Origin of the sequence: Streptomyces herbicida, assembly GCF_032656585.1 — a bacterium.
Taxonomy (GTDB): Bacteria; Actinomycetota; Actinomycetes; order Streptomycetales; family Streptomycetaceae; genus Streptomyces; species Streptomyces herbicida.
In genome coordinates this window covers 169,839-185,857 of the sequence record NZ_JAUYWJ010000008.1, presented here as the reverse complement: position 1 = coordinate 185,857, position 16,019 = coordinate 169,839, and the positions used below count along the sequence as shown (strand labels likewise).

The following is a 16,019-nucleotide window of genomic DNA, read 5'->3' as shown; positions in this document are numbered from 1 at the left end:
AGCAACGGCGCGGCGGGCCGCTTCGGCGCCGGGCTCAGCCCTGAGGGGTCTGTGCGTGGACCTCGTCGCCGGCCTTCACGTCCCGCAGCAGACAGGTCAGCCGGGCCGTGCACACGCGGCGCTCCTGCTCGTCGCTGATCACGATCTCGTACGTCGCCGTCGACCGTCCCCGGTGCACGGGCGTGGCAACCCCGGTGACCACCCCGGAGCGCGCCCCGCGGTGATGGGTGCAGTTGAGGTCCACGCCGACCGCGATCTTGGAGCTGCCGCCGTGCAGCATCGCGCCCACCGAGCCCAGGGTCTCCGCCAGCACGGCGGAGGCGCCGCCGTGCAGCAGCCCGTACGGCTGGGTGTTCCCCTCCACCGGCATGGTGGCGACGACCCGCTCCGCCGACGCCTCGACGATCTGCACGCCCATCCGCGTGCCGAGGTGCCCCGCGGAGAACAGCGCCGGCAGGTCGACCCCGAGCGCGGCGTACTCGTCGATGACCTCCTGCGGGAACTTCACCTGCTGCTGCTCACCCATGGGACCCGGCTCCGTTCGTCGTGATCAGCCGATCTGATCAGTCGCTCCATTGGACTGAGCAAACGCTCAGTCGGTCGCCGATTGTTCCAGACGCACCACCACGGACTTGCTGGCCGGGGTGTTGCTGGTGTCCGCGGTGGCGTCCAGCGGCACCAGCACATTGGTCTCGGGGTAGTACGCCGCCGCGCATCCCCGTGCCGTCGGGTAGTGCACGACCCGGAAGCCGGGCGCCCGCCGCTCCACGCCGTCCCGCCACTCGCTCACCAGATCCACGTACGACCCGTCCGCGACCTTGAGCTCCCGCGCGTCCTCGGGGTTCACCAGTACCACCCGGCGGCCGTTGCGGATGCCTCGGTAACGGTCGTCGAGACCGTAGATCGTGGTGTTGTACTGGTCGTGCGAGCGCAGCGTCTGGAGCAGCAGCCGGCCCTCGGGCAGCCTCGGGAACTCGACCGGTGCCGCCGTGAAGTTCGCCTTGCCGGTGGCTGTCGGGAAACGCCGCTCGTCGCGCGGGGCGTGCGGCAGCGCGAAGCCGCCAGGGCGCCCGGCGGAACCGCTCACGCGCGCGTTGAAGTCCTGGAAGCCGGGGATCACCCGCGCGATGCGGTCACGGATCGTCGCGTAGTCCTTCTCGAACTCCTCCCATGGCACCACGCTGTCCTCACCGAGCACCCGGCGCGCGAGGCGGCAGACGATGGCCGGCTCGGACAGCAGCCGGGGACTGGCCGGCTCCAGGCGGCCGTGCGAGGCATGCACCATGCCCATGGAGTCCTCGACGGTCACGAACTGCTCCCCGGAGTCCTGCAGGTCCCGCTCGGTGCGGCCGAGGGTGGGCAGGATCAGCGCACGCGCGCCCGTGACCACGTGCGAGCGGTTCAGCTTGGTCGACACGTGCACGGTCAGCCGCGCGCGCCGCATGGCCGCCTCGGTGACCTCCGTGTCGGGGGACGCGGAGACGAAGTTGCCGCCCATCGCGAAGAACACCTTCGCCTCGCCGTCGCGCAGTGCACGGATGGCCCGTACGACGTCGAAGCCGTGCTCGCGCGGCGGCGCGAAGCCGAACTCCTTCTCCAGGGCGTCCAGGAACGCCGGGGCGGGCCGCTCGAAGATGCCCATGGTGCGGTCACCCTGCACGTTCGAGTGACCGCGCACCGGGCACACACCCGCACCCGGGCGGCCGATGTTGCCCCGCAGGAGAAGGAAGTTGACGACCTCGCGGATGGTCGGGACCGAGTGCTTGTGCTGGGTGAGGCCCATGGCCCAGCAGACGATGGTGCGCTGCGAGGCGAGCACCATCTGCAGTGCCTCGTCGATCTCCGCGCGCGTGAGTCCGGTCGCCGCGAGCGTCTCGTCCCAGTCGGCGGCGCGGGCGGCCTCGGCGAACTCCTCGTATCCGTGCGTGTGTTCGCGGACGAAGTCCTCGTCGACCGCGCCGTCCGTCTCGAGGACCAGCTTGTTGAGGAGGCGGAAGAGGGCCTGGTCGCCGCCGATGCGGATCTGCAGGAAGAGATCGGTCAGCGCGGCGCCCTTGAGCATGCCGTGCGGGGTCTGCGGGTTCTTGAAGCGCCCCAGGCCCGCCTCGGGCAGCGGGTTGATACTGATGATCTTCGCGCCGTTGGCCTTGGCCTTCTCCAGGGCGGAGAGCATGCGCGGATGGTTGGTGCCGGGGTTCTGCCCCGCGACGACGATCAGGTCCGCCTCGTGGAGGTCCTCGAGCAGGACGCTGCCCTTGCCGATGCCGATCGTCTCGTTCAGCGCCGAGCCGGACGACTCGTGGCACATGTTCGAGCAGTCCGGCAGGTTGTTCGTGCCCAGCTCGCGCGCGAACAGCTGATAGAGGAACGCGGCCTCGTTGCTCGTACGCCCCGAGGTGTAGAAGACGGCCTCGTCGGGGGAGGCGAGACCGGCGATCTCCTCGGCGATGATGTCGAAGGCGCGCTCCCAGGAGACCGGCTCGTAGTGCTCGCCCCCTTCGGGGAGATACATGGGGTGAGTGAGGCGGCCCTGCTGGCCCAGCCAGTAGCCGCTGCGGGTCGCCAGAGCCGCCACGGAGTGCGCGGCGAAGAACTCGGGGGTGACCCGGCGCAGCGTGGCCTCCTCGGCCACCGCCTTCGCGCCGTTCTCGCAGAACTCCGCCTTGTGCCGGTGGTCCGACTCCGGCCAGGCGCAGCCCGGGCAGTCGAAGCCGTTCTTCTGGTTGACGCTCAGCAGCGTCAGCATGGTGCGCTTCACGCCCATCTGCTGCACGGCGATGCGCAGCGTGTGCCCGATCGCCGGGAGGCCGGCCGCGGCCCGCTTCGGCTCGGCGACCTGCGGCGCGTCCTGAACCGGGTCACCCTTGGGTGGCTTCGTTGCCATGGCTGCGCTCTCCTTCACCGGCACCCGTGAGCTGGTCTCCGATCCTCGCATGCGCCTCCGACAGGCAAGGCAGCCGGGGGTTTGCGCAGGACAGAGACAATGGTTGCGCATGAAGCAATGGTTGCGGAAGGGGCAACGATGTGCGGTGTGGGCTCCGCCCGCCCGCCTGAGGCGTGCACGGGCGAGGTCCGGCTGTCAGTGGCTCGTGGCAGGATCGGGGGCGTGGCAGAGACAGCATCGAAGAAGACCGACAGCACCCCCGGCGGCGCCCGCCCGCGGCTGATGCTCATGGACGGGCACTCCCTGGCCTACCGCGCGTTCTTCGCGCTGCCCGCGGAGAACTTCACGACCGCGACGGGCCAGCCGACGAACGCGATCTACGGCTTCGCGTCGATGCTGGCCAACACGCTCCGCGACGAGGCGCCCACGCACTTCGCGGTGGCCTTCGACGTATCCCGCAAGACGTGGCGCTCGGAGGAGTTCACCGAGTACAAGGCCAACCGCTCCAAGACCCCGGACGAGTTCAAGGGTCAGGTCGAGCTGATCGGCGAGCTCCTGGACGCGATGCACGCCGAGCGCTTCGCCGTCGAGGGGTACGAGGCGGACGACGTGATCGCCACGCTCGCCACCCAGGCCGAGGCCGAGGGCTTCGAGGTGCTGATCGTCACCGGCGACCGCGACTCCTTCCAGCTGGTCACCGAGAACACGACGGTGCTGTACCCGACGAAGGGCGTCTCGGAGCTGACCCGGTTCACCCCGGAGAAGGTTTTCGAGAAGTACGGCTTGACGCCCGCCCAGTACCCCGACTTCGCGGCGCTGCGTGGCGACCCGTCCGACAACCTCCCGGGCATCCCCGGCGTCGGCGAGAAGACGGCCGCGAAGTGGATCAACCAGTTCGGATCCTTCGCCGAGCTGGTGGAGCGCGTCGAGGAGGTCAAGGGCAAGGCCGGGCAGAACCTCCGCGACCACCTGGAAGCGGTGAAGCTCAACCGCCGGCTCACCGAGCTGGAGCGCGGGGTGGATCTGCCCAAGGCGGTCTCCGACCTGGCCCGGGCCTCGTACGACCGCAAGACGGTCGCGATGGTCCTGGACACCCTGGAGATCAGGAACCCCTCCCTGCGCGAGCGTCTCTTCGCCGTCGACCCCGGTGCCGAGGAGGCCGAGACCACCCCCGTCGCGGCCGACGGCGTGGAACTGGACGGCGCCGTGCTCGGCACCGGCGAGCTGGCCCCGTGGCTCGCCGGGCACGGCACGCAGCCCCTCGGAGTCGCCACGGTCGACGCGTGGGCGCTGGGCACCGGCTCGGTCGCCGAGATCGCGCTCGCCGCGGCCGACGGCCCGGCCGCCTGGTTCGACCCGTCCGAGCTGGACGAGGCCGACGAGAACGCGTTCGCGAGCTGGCTGGCCGACGCGGCGAAGCCCAAGGTCTTCCACAACGCCAAGGGCGCCATGCGGGTCCTCGCCGAGCACGGCTGGAGCGTCGCGGGCGTCACCATGGACACCGCGCTCGCCGCCTACCTGGTCAAGCCGGGCCGCCGCTCCTTCGACCTGGACGCGCTCTCCCTGGAGTACCTGCACCGCGAGCTGGCCCCCGCCGCCGCGGCCGACGGCCAGCTGGCGTTCGGCGCGGACGACGGCGCCGAGGCCGAGGCCCTGATGATCCAGGCCCGCGCGATCCTCGACCTGGGCGAGGCCTTCGAGGGCAAGCTCCAGGAGGTCGGCGCCGCGGACCTGCTGCGCGACATGGAGCTGCCCACCTCCGCCCTGCTCGCCCGCATGGAGCGGCACGGCATCGCGGCCGACCGGGCCCACCTGGAGGCCATGGAACAGACGTTCGCGGGCGCTGTGCAGCAGGCCGTGAAGGAGGCGCACGCCGCGGCCGGGCACGAGTTCAACCTGGGGTCGCCCAAGCAGCTCCAGGAGGTCCTCTTCGGCGAGCTCGCCCTGCCCAAGACCAAGAAGACCAAGACCGGCTACACCACCGACGCCGACGCCCTGGCCTGGCTCGCCACCCAGACCGACAACGAACTGCCGGTGATCATGCTCCGGCACCGTGAGCAGGCGAAGCTGCGTGTCACGGTCGAGGGCCTGATCAAGACCGTCGCCGCCGACGGCCGTATTCACACCACCTTCAACCAGACGGTGGCGGCGACCGGCCGGCTGTCCTCCACCGACCCGAACCTGCAGAACATCCCGGTGCGCACGGACGAGGGCCGGGCGATCCGCCGCGGCTTCGTGGTCGGCGAAGGCTTCGAATCCCTCATGACCGCGGACTACAGCCAGATCGAACTGCGGGTGATGGCCCATCTCTCCGAGGACGAGGGCCTGATCGAGGCGTTCACCTCCGGGGAGGACCTGCACAACACGGTCGCCTCCCAGGTCTTCTCGGTCGATCGCTCCGCCGTCGACGCGGAGATGCGCCGCAAGATCAAGGCCATGTCCTACGGCCTGGCGTACGGTCTGTCGGCCTTCGGCCTCTCCCAGCAGCTGAACATCGAGGCGGCCGAGGCCCGCGCCCTGATGGACACGTACTTCGAGCGGTTCGGCGGAGTGCGGGACTATCTGCGGCGTGCGGTCGACGAGGCCCGGGCGACCGGCTACACGGCGACGCTCTTCGGGCGCCGGCGCTACCTCCCCGACCTCAACAGCGACAACCGCCAGCGTCGCGAGGCGGCCGAGCGGATGGCGCTCAACGCGCCCATTCAGGGCACGGCGGCGGACATCGTCAAGATCGCCATGCTCAATGTCGACCGGGCCCTGCGAGAGGCGGACCTCAAGTCCCGCATGCTCCTCCAGGTCCACGACGAAATCGTCCTGGAGATCGCCCCCGGCGAGCGCGCGGCCACGGAGGAGATCGTCCGCCGCGAAATGGCGGGCGCGGTCCACCTGAGGGCACCCCTGGACGTGTCGGTGGGTGTGGGCCCGGACTGGGAGTCCGCCGCGCACTAGCCTCCGGCAGCCTCGGCCCAGGCTCCGGCTCGGCGGAGGGGGCGCCCACCTCGTGGACGCCCCCTGTCCACCCGCACAACCCCGGCCCGGGCCGCGCAGGGCCCGTCACTCACGTGGCCCCCGTCAATGCGCCCCCGGCCTGCCCGGCGGTGAGGATGCGGGCATGGGTATACGCATGCTCCACCGCCGGACGGCCCTGGCACGGACCACGGCACAGGCGGACGCCTTCGCGCCCCCGTCCATGCCGCCCTCGCGGATCCCGGCCTTCGCGGCCGACGCAAGCACCGCCCGCATCCAGACCGACCTGAGGACAGCCGTGCGCAAGGCCGCGGCAGCCTTCAGGCACCGGCTCACCACCAGGGCCTCCAGGGCGGACCGGGCACTGGCCTGGCGCCAGTGGGCCGACCTCGCCCGCGGCTACCTCGCGCTGCTTCTCACTCTGCTCCCGAGGCCACGCCGGCCCCGCAGGATGACCGTCTTCGTCGCGCCCCTCACCGAGCGACCGGACGGCTCGGCTCGGCACGCTCCCCGCCGGGAACGGCGGCAACCGGGACCGGGCGCCACACCCTGACCCCGACGGCGTACGCCAGCAGCCCCAGCACCAGCCCGGCGCCCGCCCCGAAGCACACTGTCGGCACCACCTCCCAGGGCCTGGCCGAGCCCCCGCCGCGGTACGCCCACCACCCCGCCACCCGCTGCGCCGCCCCGGCCACGGCGCAGCCGCCGATCACGACCCCGGCCCGGCACCGGTCCCGTACCGACAACAGCGGCACCCCCACCGGCTCACCCGAGGGCGCCCGCCGTACCGCATACGTCAGGAACACCGCGATCACGACCGCGGCCACCGCCGAACCGCCGTACTGCAGGTACCAGTACAGCGGTGCGCCCGCCAGCTCTCGGCCCAGGACCGGGAACAGCCGCATCCCCCACCGGTCGAGATGCGTGAACGCGTCCCACACGACGTGCGTCAGCGCACCGAGCGCCGCGGAGACGTACCACCACGCCACCGAAGCGGGCCGCACCCGCGCGCGTGGCGCCCCGCAGCGCAGCAGCGTCGCCACCCGCCCCTGCCGGGCCCGTGGCGCCAGCGCCACCAGCGGCTCCCGCACCAGCAGCCACAGCCCCACCAGCGCCCAGGCGATGAGCACGTCGACGGTGAAGACACCGGCGAACGAGTGCGTGACGTCCCCGAACTCCATCGCACCCGACAGGACACTCGCCGCGTAATAGGTCATGTCGGGAGCGAAGGAGCCCGAGACGAGCACCGCGGGCACGAGCCGCCCCCGGCCGGATCCATCCCCGCGCACCGCGGGCAGGACCGCGGCCGCATGGCTGAGAGTGAACGGCAACTGGTCCCCCTGGAGCGGTTGTCGGCCGGCCTCCGACCGGTGATCACATCCGTCAAGTATGGGTGATGGCAACCCACGACAACGGCACATGGCCAGTGGGTGAAATCCGGACGCCACCGGGTGCCTCCGCAAAGGAAGTTGTCGTAGGGTCACCTGGGTTGCGGTACCAGGGGAGCAGGCGCGAAAGCGCCACCGCACGCATCGAATGGCGCAACGGGGCAACCACAGCACCGGGTCAACCGTCACAACAGGGCGAGCAGACAGACAGAGACGGGCGCTCGGGCGTCCACGGGAGGGGTTCACTCCATGACGGCGCATTTCGGCAGGCGGCTGTACAAGGGGGCGGCGACGACCGCCGTGGCCGCGGCAGCGGTCGCGGCTCTCTCCGGCTCCCAGGCTCCGGGTGTCACGGCCGACGACCACGGCAGACAGTCCGCCGCCGGCGCCTCCACCCCGGCGCCCGAGGCGGAGGCCGACGGCAACGCCAACGCCACCGGCAACTCGCCGTACTACACGGACCTTCCGCCGCTCAACAGCCCGAACCTCAGCCCGTCGTCGACCATAGGGACCCCCGTCGCCCAGGGCGAGGCCGAGTCGGGCATCCCCGCGACCGTCCTCGACGCCTACAAGAAGGCCGCGGCGGAGCTGCGGAGCTCGAAGCCGGGGTGCAACCTGCCCTGGCAGCTCCTCGCCGCCATCGGCAAGGTCGAGTCGGGCCAGGCCCGCGGCGGCCGTGTCGACGCGAACGGCACCACCCTCAGCCCGATCCTCGGCCCGCAGCTCGACGGCAACGGCTTCGCGCTCATCAAGGACACCGACCACGGCCGGTACGACGGCAACGGCGAGTACGACCAGGCCGTCGGCCCCATGCAGTTCATCCCGTCGACCTGGGCCTGGGCGGGGCGCGACGGCAACGGCGACGGCGTCAAGGACCCCAACAACGTCTACGACGCGGCGCTCGCGGCCGGCCACTACCTGTGCCGCAACGGCTGGGACCTGTCCGCCCAGGCGGACATCAACCGCGCGATCCTCAGCTACAACAACTCGCAGGACTACCTCAACACGGTCCTGTCGTGGTTCGAGTACTACCGCAAGGGCACCCACTCCGTCCCCGACGGCACCGGCACCCTGCCCTCGGGGCGCAGCGACGACCACAGCCGGAAGAACACGAAGCCGGGCAAGGAGACGAGGCCGAGCCCCGGCAAGCCGCGCGACGACACGCCCCCGAGCCCGGCCCCGTCCAAGCCGCCGCGGACCGCCACCGACACGGTGGACCACCTGGAGGACGCGGGTACCGCCAAGCTCACCGCGATGGCCGGGCACGCGTTCACCAAGAAGATCAGCACGCGTGCCGAGACCAAGGCCGGCCAGGCCGTCGGCAAGGTCAGGATCCGGTTCACCATCGTCGGGGACACGGACACCACCTTCACCGGTGGCGAGAGCGTCGCCGCGGTCTCCACCGACAGCAAGGGCGTGGCCGTCGCGCCCCAGCTCCAGGCGGGTGAGAAGACCGGTGACTTCACCGTCCGGGCCACCATCGTCGGCCGCTCGGTCAGCGCCCCCGACTACAAGGCGACGGTCACCCCGCATGCCGCCGACGCCCTTGCCCGTACCAGCGACACCGCGCTGACCTGCACCCCGGGCGGCGAGTTCGCCGACCAGGTCGAGGTGAAGGCCACGTACAACGGTGCCGTCGCGGACAAGGTCGCGGCCACCGCGACGCTCATCAAGTCGGCCGACGACGCGACCGAGAACGACAAGGGCCCGTACTTCAAGGACGCCGACGGCAAGGCCGTACGCACCCTGACGGACCTCAAGACGGACGCGAGCGGCCTGATCAAGCTGCCGAAGCTGTACGCGGACGACACCACCGGGACCTTCCTGCTCCGCATCACCACCACCGGTGGCGCCACGCTGACCGTCGAACTGAACGTCGCCGCGGCCGACCCGTCGCCCAGCCCGTCGCCCAGCACCTCCGCGAGCCCGTCCGCCAGTCCTTCGGCCGGCCCCTCCGCGTAGACCGGGCCGGCTCCACAGGGCGCCCCTCCGCTTCGGCGGAGGGGCGCCCTCGTCTGTGTGTGCAACGTGTTCTCATCTCGCTCGCCCGTTGCTACGGTGCCGGACCTGACGACCTATCAGGAACCGTCCGCCGGGAGGCCCCGCATGCGCGCCCTGATCGCCGCCGCGACCGGTCTCGCCCTCGCGCTCGCCCTGGTTCTCGCGATCACCGCCATGGGGGCGCCCACGGGAAGGACATCCCCGAAGCCGCTGCTCACGACGGTGCCCGCACACCCGTAACCGCCCGTCCGGGAGGGAGGCCGAGATGCGCCGCACGACCAGCCTGATCCTGCTCGCCCTCGCCGTGTTCTTCACGGCGCTGTCCCCGCTGCTGCGCTGGTACGCCTTCCCGCGCCTGGCCAAGATCCCCGCGAACCAGTACCAGGACATGGTCCTGGAGGCGAAGGACGCCACGCTCCTCGACTACGGCACGATGAGGGCGAAGAAGGTCCCCTCGGTCACCATCGTGCAGACCCTCAAGGGCAACGTGGAGGCCTCCGACCGGATCGAGAAGACGGCGGGGAAGGACGTGGTCGTCTGGGACGGCCTGTCCTATGTCCAGGGCCCCGACGGCAAGATGGTCTCCACGATTCCCGAGCGCTACATCTTCGACGCCCACTCCCAGGAACCCGTCCACGCCACCGGCGAGACGGTCGACGGCGACCCGGTCAAACGGGAGGGCATCGAGTTCAAGTGGCCCTTCCTCACCGAGAAACGGGACTACGAGTACTTCGACGCGCAGACCCGCACCACCAACCCCATCCACTACAGGGGCACCCAGACCTTCCGCGGCGTGCAGGTCTACTACTTCGAGCAGACCATTCCCTGGACCAAAGTGCCCTTCCCGAAGACCATGCCCGTGCAGGGCATCACCCCCCAGTCGGTCGCCAGGACGGGGACGACCCGCTGGTACACCACGGTCCGCAAGTTCTGGGTCGAACCCGTGACCGGCGCCCCCGTCTACGGCGAGGAGATCCACAAGGAGGAACTGCGCGGCGGGACCCTGCTCGGCGGCCGCGACCGGGTGACGGCCTTCGCGGGTCACGTGAAGATGCGCGAGGACTACATCGAGCACACCGTGGACCTCGTCAAGCACAACCGAACCGTCGTCCTGCTGCTCACGTCCTACCTGCCCTGGGGCTTCCTGGGCCTCGGCCTCGTGCTGCTGTCGCTCTCCCTGTACCTGGAGGCGCGCGCCCGTCGGCCGGCGGACCCGGACCCGGCACCGGCCACGGAACCGGAGCCGGTCAGCGCCTGAGCCGGGCGTTGGTGTGCCGGGTGGGCTCGGCGGTGGCCGGGTCCTCGGGCCATGGATGCTTCGGGTACCGGCCGCGCAGCTCGGCCCGTACGCCCTTGTAGCCGTCCCTCCAGAAGGAGGCGAGGTCGGCGGTGACGGCGGCGGGGCGCCCGGCGGGGGAGAGGAGATGCACGAGCAGGGCCACTCCTGCCACTCGCGGCGACTCGTGCAGCCCGAACATCTCCTGCAGCTTCACGGCGAGGACGGGCTGCTCGGGGTTCGCGTAGTCGATCCGGATTCTGGACCCACTGGGTACGGCGATCCGCTCGGGGGCGAGTTCGTCGAGCCGGGCGGCGTCCCCGCCGGCCCACGGCAGCAGCCGTCCGAGTGCCTCCCCGGCATCGATCCGCGCGAGGTCGGCCCGCCGCCGGGCCCGTCCCAGCTCGGGTTCCAGCCATTCGTCCACGCGCGCGTGGAGGGCACCGTCCGACACGTCCGGCCAGGGCTCACCCAGATGCAGTCGCAGAAAGGCCAGTCGCTGCCGCAGCACCTCCGCCTCCGCCGACCACCGCAGCAGCCCGAACCCCTCCTGCCGCAGCCCTTCCAGAAGCGCGTCGCGTACGAGGGCGGGGCCGGCCTCCTTCAGCGGCCGCACCGCCAGCTCGATGGCCCCGAGACGTTCCACCCGCCGCGCGACGACGTCCCCGTCGGCCCAGTGGACCTCGTCCCGCTGCTCCAGCAGCGCACCGGCGGCCATCCGGGCCACGGCCTCGTCGACGACAGCCCCGAGCTTCACACGCGCGTGCCCCCTGCCGACGGGCCGGTCGGCGACGGCGACGGCGATCCAGGGGGCGCCGCCCAGCCCGGTGCCTTCACCGAGCTCGGCGCGGGTGCCGGAGGCCATGAGGTACGCCCCTCCGTCCAGCTTGGCGACCCGCTCCGGAAAGGCCAGGGCGGCAACGAGCCCGGCGACCTGATCGTCTCCGGCACCTTGTCCGACCCCGACTTGCAACGGACGGTCAGGGGTGGGCGGATGGGAGGCTTCCGAGGCGGCGGCCCGCAGTCGCCGAACCTCCGCACGCCACCGTCCGGCATAGGCGTCACCGCCACGCCGGACCATCCGCAAGGCCGAGGCCAGGTCGTCCCCGTACTCCCGCGGCGCCTCCTCGCCGAGCAGCGCGACAACCTCCGCACTCCGTTCCGTCCCGCCGGAGGCACTCGCGTCGAGCAGCGCCCGACCCAGCCGGGGATGCAAGCCCAGCCGTGCCAGCCGCACACCCCGCTCCGTGGCCCGGCCGGCGGAGTCCACCGCTCCCACGGCCGCCAGAACATCCCGCGCCGCCGCCATCGCCCCGCCCGGCGGCGGGTCCAGCAGCGCCAGCCCGGAGGCGTCCGGATCTCCCCAGCAGGACACCTGAAGGGCGAACGCCGTCAGGTCGGCCACCTTGATCTCCGGCGACGGATAACGCGGCAGACGGACATCCTCGGCCTCCGCCCAGCACCGGTACACCGCGCCCGGCGCCTCACGCCCGGCCCGTCCCGCGCGCTGCCGCCCCGCCGCCTGCGAGGCCCGTACCGTCGTCAGCGCGCTCAGCCCGCGCGCGTGATCGACACGCGGTTCCCGCGCCAGCCCGGAGTCCACCACCACCCGCACCCCGGGCACCGTCAACGAGGACTCCGCCACCGACGTGGCCAGCACCACCCGGCGCCGGTCACCCGGCGCCAGCACGGCGTCCTGCACCGCCGCCGGTGCCCGCCCGTGCACCTGGAGCACGTCGACGTCGCCCAGGTCCCCCAGCTGCCCGGCCACCCGTGCGATCTCGCCCACGCCGGGCAGAAAACACAGCACGTCCCCCGGCCGCTCGGCCAGCGCCCGCCGCACCACCGACGCCACGTGGGCCGGCAGCGCGGGGTCGACGCGCATCCCGTGCGGCGGCCGCACCGGGCGCAGCGGCGGCGCCCACACCACGTCCACGGGGTACGACACGCCCTCGGCCTCGACCACCGGGGCCCCGCCCAGCAGCCGCGCCCAGCCCTCCGCGTCGGTGGTCGCCGACGCGGCCACCAGCCGCAGCTCCGGCCGCAGAGCCTCCCGCACGTCCCACAGGAACGCCGCCACCGTGTCCGCGTCCAGATGCCGCTCGTGGCACTCGTCGAGCACGACCACGTCGACACCGGTCAGCTCCTGGTCCCGCTGGAGGCGCTGGAGCAGCACACCGGTCGTGACGACTTCCACGCGCGCGCGGCGTCCCACGAGCCGCTCCCCGCGCACGGTGTAGCCGACGCTCTCCCCGACCTCCTCGCCCAGCAGCCACGCCATCCGCCGCGCCGCCGCCCGCGCCGCGATCCGCCGCGGCTCGGCCACGACCACCCGCCGTGCCGGCCCCGCGCCCAGCAGCCCCGCCAGCGCCAGCGGCACCAGCGTCGTCTTGCCGGTGCCGGGCGGCGCGACCAGGACGGCGGTGCCGTGTCCCTCCAGGGCGTCTTCCAGGGCAGGCAGGGCACCACGTACGGGCAGAGCGTCCAGGGCGTCGTAACGGATCACGCCCCTAGTGTCGTACGGCCCCCGCATCCGCCCTCACGCGCGCGTGCCCGGCGGAATCTCAGTCCCGCTCGCACACGTCAGTCGCGCTCGCACACGAAGATCGCCGTCCCGGGGATGAGAGCGCCCCGCAGCGGAGACCAGCCGCCCCACTCCGCGGTGTTCCAGGCCGGCCACTCCGGCTCCACCAGGTCCACCAGACGGAAGCCCGAGGCCACGATGTCCCGGACGCGGTCGCCGATCGTCCTGTGGTGCTCGACGTAGACCGCCCGGCCCTCCTCGTCCTGTTCGACGTACGGCGTGCGGTCGAAATAGGAGGCCGCCACCGACAGCCCCTCGGGCCCCGGCTCGTCGGGGAAGGCCCAGCGGACGGGATGCGTCACCGAGAAGACGAAGCGGCCACCCGGGCGGAGTGTCCGGTGCACCTCGCGCAGCACCAGCCGCGGGTCCGCCACGAACGGCAGGGCCCCGTAGGCCGAACACGCCAGGTCGAAGGAGGCGTCGGCGAAGGGGAGCGCACCGGCGTCGGCGCACACCAGAGGAAACGATCCGCCGATGCGCAGCGCGTGCTGGAGCTGGCGGTGGGAGAGGTCCAGGGCCACCGGCCGGGCCCCCTGGGCGGCCAGCCAGCGCGAGCACTGCGCCGCGCCCGCGCCGATCTCCAGGACGTCCTTGCCCTTCAGCTCCTCGGGCGCGCCGAGCAGCTCGGCCTCCAGCTCGTCGAGGCCCTCGGGGCCCCATATGAAACGGTCGTCGCCGAGGAATGTGCCGTGTTCGACCTGGTACTCGTCCGCGTTCCGGTCCCACCAGCCCCGATTGGCCCTGGAGCTCTCCGTGGCATCGGCCTGGCGCCGGGTGGCTTCGGGTTCGAACGCTTCGGGCTCTTGGATGATCGGCTCCCTCGTCGTACTCTTCCGTGCAACCCTCAGGGCCGTGTCACGGAGGAGGTTCCCTCAGGCCTGCGTGGCCTGGTGGGACGTTTCTTGTGCCGGTTATGCGGCGATCCGCCCCGGGTGTGCGCCTTCGCGCATTGACCCTGTCCGGCTGCCCCCGTATGCTACAAGTTGCGCTGCGGGCCTGCGCACCTCAGACGTAGCAGGCTGCGCTCGCATCTGTTGTATGTCCCCTCGGTTGTCGAGGCGCCATCACCAGTTCTCTGGTGGGGCGCTTCCTTGGCTGTCCGGCTTCTTCAGAGCGATACGGGCTCCCGGCGTAGCAGTACCTACGACTCAATGTCCGTACCGGAGCCCTTTCCCACATGACGAGCAGCACCGAGACCACCGCCACCACCCCGCAGGTAGCGGTCAACGACATCGGTAACGAGGAAGCATTCCTCGCAGCGATCGACGAGACGATCAAGTACTTCAACGACGGCGACATCGTCGACGGCGTCATCGTGAAGGTCGACCGGGACGAGGTCCTGCTCGACATCGGTTACAAGACCGAAGGTGTCATCCCGAGCCGCGAACTCTCGATCAAGCACGACGTCGACCCGAACGAGGTCGTTGCCGTCGGCGACGAGATCGAGGCCCTCGTCCTCCAGAAGGAGGACAAGGAAGGCCGCCTGATCCTCTCGAAGAAGCGTGCCCAGTACGAGCGCGCCTGGGGCACCATCGAGAAGATCAAGGAAGAGGACGGCATCGTCACCGGTACCGTCATCGAGGTCGTCAAGGGTGGTCTCATCCTCGACATCGGCCTCCGTGGCTTCCTCCCGGCCTCCCTGGTCGAGATGCGCCGCGTCCGCGACCTCCAGCCGTACGTCGGCAAGGAGCTCGAGGCCAAGATCATCGAGCTGGACAAGAACCGCAACAACGTGGTCCTGTCCCGCCGCGCCTGGCTGGAGCAGACCCAGTCCGAGGTCCGCCAGACGTTCCTCACGACCCTCCAGAAGGGTCAGGTCCGCTCCGGTGTGGTCTCCTCGATCGTCAACTTCGGTGCCTTCGTGGACCTGGGTGGCGTCGACGGTCTGGTCCACGTCTCCGAGCTGTCCTGGAAGCACATCGACCACCCGTCCGAGGTCGTCGAGGTCGGCCAGGAGGTCACCGTCGAGGTTCTCGACGTCGACATGGACCGCGAGCGCGTCTCCCTGTCGCTGAAGGCGACCCAGGAAGACCCGTGGCAGCAGTTCGCCCGCACCCACCAGATCGGCCAGGTCGTGCCCGGTAAGGTCACGAAGCTGGTTCCGTTCGGTGCGTTCGTCCGCGTCGACGAGGGCATCGAGGGTCTGGTCCACATCTCCGAGCTGGCCGAGCGCCACGTGGAGATCCCGGAGCAGGTCGTCCAGGTCAACGACGAGATCTTCGTCAAGGTCATCGACATCGACCTCGAGCGTCGTCGCATCAGCCTCTCGCTGAAGCAGGCCAACGAGTCCTTCGGTGCCGACCCGGCCTCGGTCGAGTTCGACCCGACCCTGTACGGCATGGCCGCGTCCTACGACGACCAGGGCAACTACATCTACCCCGAGGGCTTCGACCCCGAGACCAACGACTGGCTCGAGGGCTACGAGAAGCAGCGCGAGGAGTGGGAGCGCCAGTACGCCGAGGCGCAGCAGCGCTTCGAGCAGCACCAGCAGCAGGTCATCAAGTCCCGCGAGGCCGACGCTGCCGCTGCCGCCGAGGGTGGCGAGGCCGCCGCTCCGGCCGCGACCGGCGGTTCGTACTCTTCCGAGGGCGCGGACACCTCCGGTGCGCTGGCCTCGGACGAGGCGCTTGCCGCGCTGCGCGAGAAGCTGGCCGGCGGCCAGAGCTGATCGCTGCCGCTGAGGCTTAGCCGTTGACTGCAGGGGCCGTACCTTTCGGGGTACGGCCCCTCAGTGTTGCCCGGGAGCGGAGAACTCGGCGTCCCCGTCGAGGTGTTACGGCCACGCGCGCGTGATGGCCGCACGGCGCCTCGTGCCTTGGTGGACCGGCGCATGAAATCGCGGTGAGGGATGCCTGATCAGGGGCGTGGGCGGGAATGCCCACGTTCCGGGCCGCGTTGTCGACTACTGACACGAGGAGG

At 71.2% G+C, this 16,019-nt stretch carries 11 protein-coding genes; 6 read left to right on the top strand and 5 right to left on the bottom strand.

The genetic code is table 11. The features are described from left to right. Positions 1 to 34 precede the first annotated feature (34 nt). Positions 35 to 526 (bottom strand): PaaI family thioesterase, encoded by a 492-nt coding sequence (locus Q8A52_RS18670; protein ID WP_316753582.1) that lies wholly within the window; start codon positions 524 to 526, stop codon positions 35 to 37. A 66-nt stretch (positions 527 to 592) separates the two neighbouring features. Next, complete coding sequence (locus tag Q8A52_RS18665; RefSeq protein ID WP_316753580.1) at positions 593 to 2,884, bottom strand: FdhF/YdeP family oxidoreductase; 2,292 nt, start codon at positions 2,882 to 2,884, stop codon at positions 593 to 595. 222 nt (positions 2,885 to 3,106) lie between these two features. Between Q8A52_RS18665 and polA the strand changes: the two genes are divergently transcribed. Together polA and Q8A52_RS18655 are read left to right on the top strand one after the other, a co-directional pair. Beyond that, the gene (gene polA / locus Q8A52_RS18660) at positions 3,107 to 5,833 is read left to right on the top strand and encodes a DNA polymerase I (protein WP_316753578.1); all 2,727 of its coding nucleotides are present in this window, start codon (positions 3,107 to 3,109) and stop codon (positions 5,831 to 5,833) included. A gap of 163 nt (positions 5,834 to 5,996) precedes the next feature. Then, complete coding sequence (locus tag Q8A52_RS18655) at positions 5,997 to 6,404, top strand: hypothetical protein (protein WP_316753577.1); 408 nt, start codon at positions 5,997 to 5,999, stop codon at positions 6,402 to 6,404. On the opposite strand, the gene Q8A52_RS18650 is transcribed toward Q8A52_RS18655, so the two are convergent. Then, positions 6,325 to 7,182, bottom strand: coding sequence for a DUF4184 family protein (locus Q8A52_RS18650; RefSeq protein ID WP_316753575.1), 858 nt, complete (start codon positions 7,180 to 7,182; stop codon positions 6,325 to 6,327). The two genes, Q8A52_RS18655 and Q8A52_RS18650, sit on opposite strands and share 80 nt — an antisense overlap. A gap of 306 nt (positions 7,183 to 7,488) precedes the next feature. Here Q8A52_RS18650 and Q8A52_RS18645 point away from each other — a divergent pair, with 306 nt between their 5' ends. The 3 genes from Q8A52_RS18645 (at position 7,489) to Q8A52_RS18635 (ending at position 10,498) form a co-directional block, all read left to right on the top strand. Continuing rightward, positions 7,489 to 9,201 (top strand): lytic transglycosylase domain-containing protein, encoded by a 1,713-nt coding sequence (locus tag Q8A52_RS18645; protein WP_316753573.1) that lies wholly within the window; start codon positions 7,489 to 7,491, stop codon positions 9,199 to 9,201. A 144-nt stretch (positions 9,202 to 9,345) separates the two neighbouring features. Then, positions 9,346 to 9,480 (top strand): SPW_0924 family protein, encoded by a 135-nt coding sequence (locus tag Q8A52_RS18640; protein WP_316753571.1) that lies wholly within the window; start codon positions 9,346 to 9,348, stop codon positions 9,478 to 9,480. Between the two features lie 25 nt (positions 9,481 to 9,505). Then, a complete protein-coding gene (locus Q8A52_RS18635; RefSeq protein ID WP_316753569.1) occupies positions 9,506 to 10,498 on the top strand; it encodes a DUF3068 domain-containing protein in 993 nt (330 codons plus the stop codon). Here Q8A52_RS18635 and hrpB read toward each other — a convergent pair. Together hrpB and Q8A52_RS18625 are read right to left on the bottom strand one after the other, a co-directional pair. Then, positions 10,488 to 13,022, bottom strand: coding sequence for an ATP-dependent helicase HrpB (gene hrpB, locus Q8A52_RS18630; protein ID WP_316753567.1), 2,535 nt, complete (start codon positions 13,020 to 13,022; stop codon positions 10,488 to 10,490). The two genes, Q8A52_RS18635 and hrpB, sit on opposite strands and share 11 nt — an antisense overlap. Before the next feature lie 77 nt (positions 13,023 to 13,099). After that, positions 13,100 to 13,909, bottom strand: a complete 810-nt coding sequence (locus Q8A52_RS18625) for a class I SAM-dependent methyltransferase (RefSeq protein WP_408649216.1) — start codon at positions 13,907 to 13,909, stop codon at positions 13,100 to 13,102. Positions 13,910 to 14,277: 368 nt separating this feature from the next. On the opposite strand from Q8A52_RS18625, the gene rpsA reads away from it, so the two are divergent. After that, entirely contained in the window at positions 14,278 to 15,768 is a 1,491-nt protein-coding gene (gene rpsA, locus Q8A52_RS18620; protein WP_067042841.1) for a 30S ribosomal protein S1, read from the top strand. Positions 15,769 to 16,019 lie beyond the last annotated feature (251 nt).

Coding starts and splice junctions, on each gene's coding strand:
- Q8A52_RS18665 (WP_316753580.1), bottom strand. CDS start 2,884: ATGGCAACGAAGCCACCCAAGGGTGACCCGGTTCAGGACGCGCCGCAG.
- Q8A52_RS18655 (WP_316753577.1), top strand. CDS start 5,997: ATGGGTATACGCATGCTCCACCGCCGGACGGCCCTGGCACGGACCACG.
- Q8A52_RS18670 (WP_316753582.1), bottom strand. CDS start 526: ATGGGTGAGCAGCAGCAGGTGAAGTTCCCGCAGGAGGTCATCGACGAG.
- Q8A52_RS18635 (WP_316753569.1), top strand. CDS start 9,506: ATGCGCCGCACGACCAGCCTGATCCTGCTCGCCCTCGCCGTGTTCTTC.
- rpsA (WP_067042841.1), top strand. CDS start 14,278: ATGACGAGCAGCACCGAGACCACCGCCACCACCCCGCAGGTAGCGGTC.
- Q8A52_RS18645 (WP_316753573.1), top strand. CDS start 7,489: ATGACGGCGCATTTCGGCAGGCGGCTGTACAAGGGGGCGGCGACGACC.
- Q8A52_RS18640 (WP_316753571.1), top strand. CDS start 9,346: ATGCGCGCCCTGATCGCCGCCGCGACCGGTCTCGCCCTCGCGCTCGCC.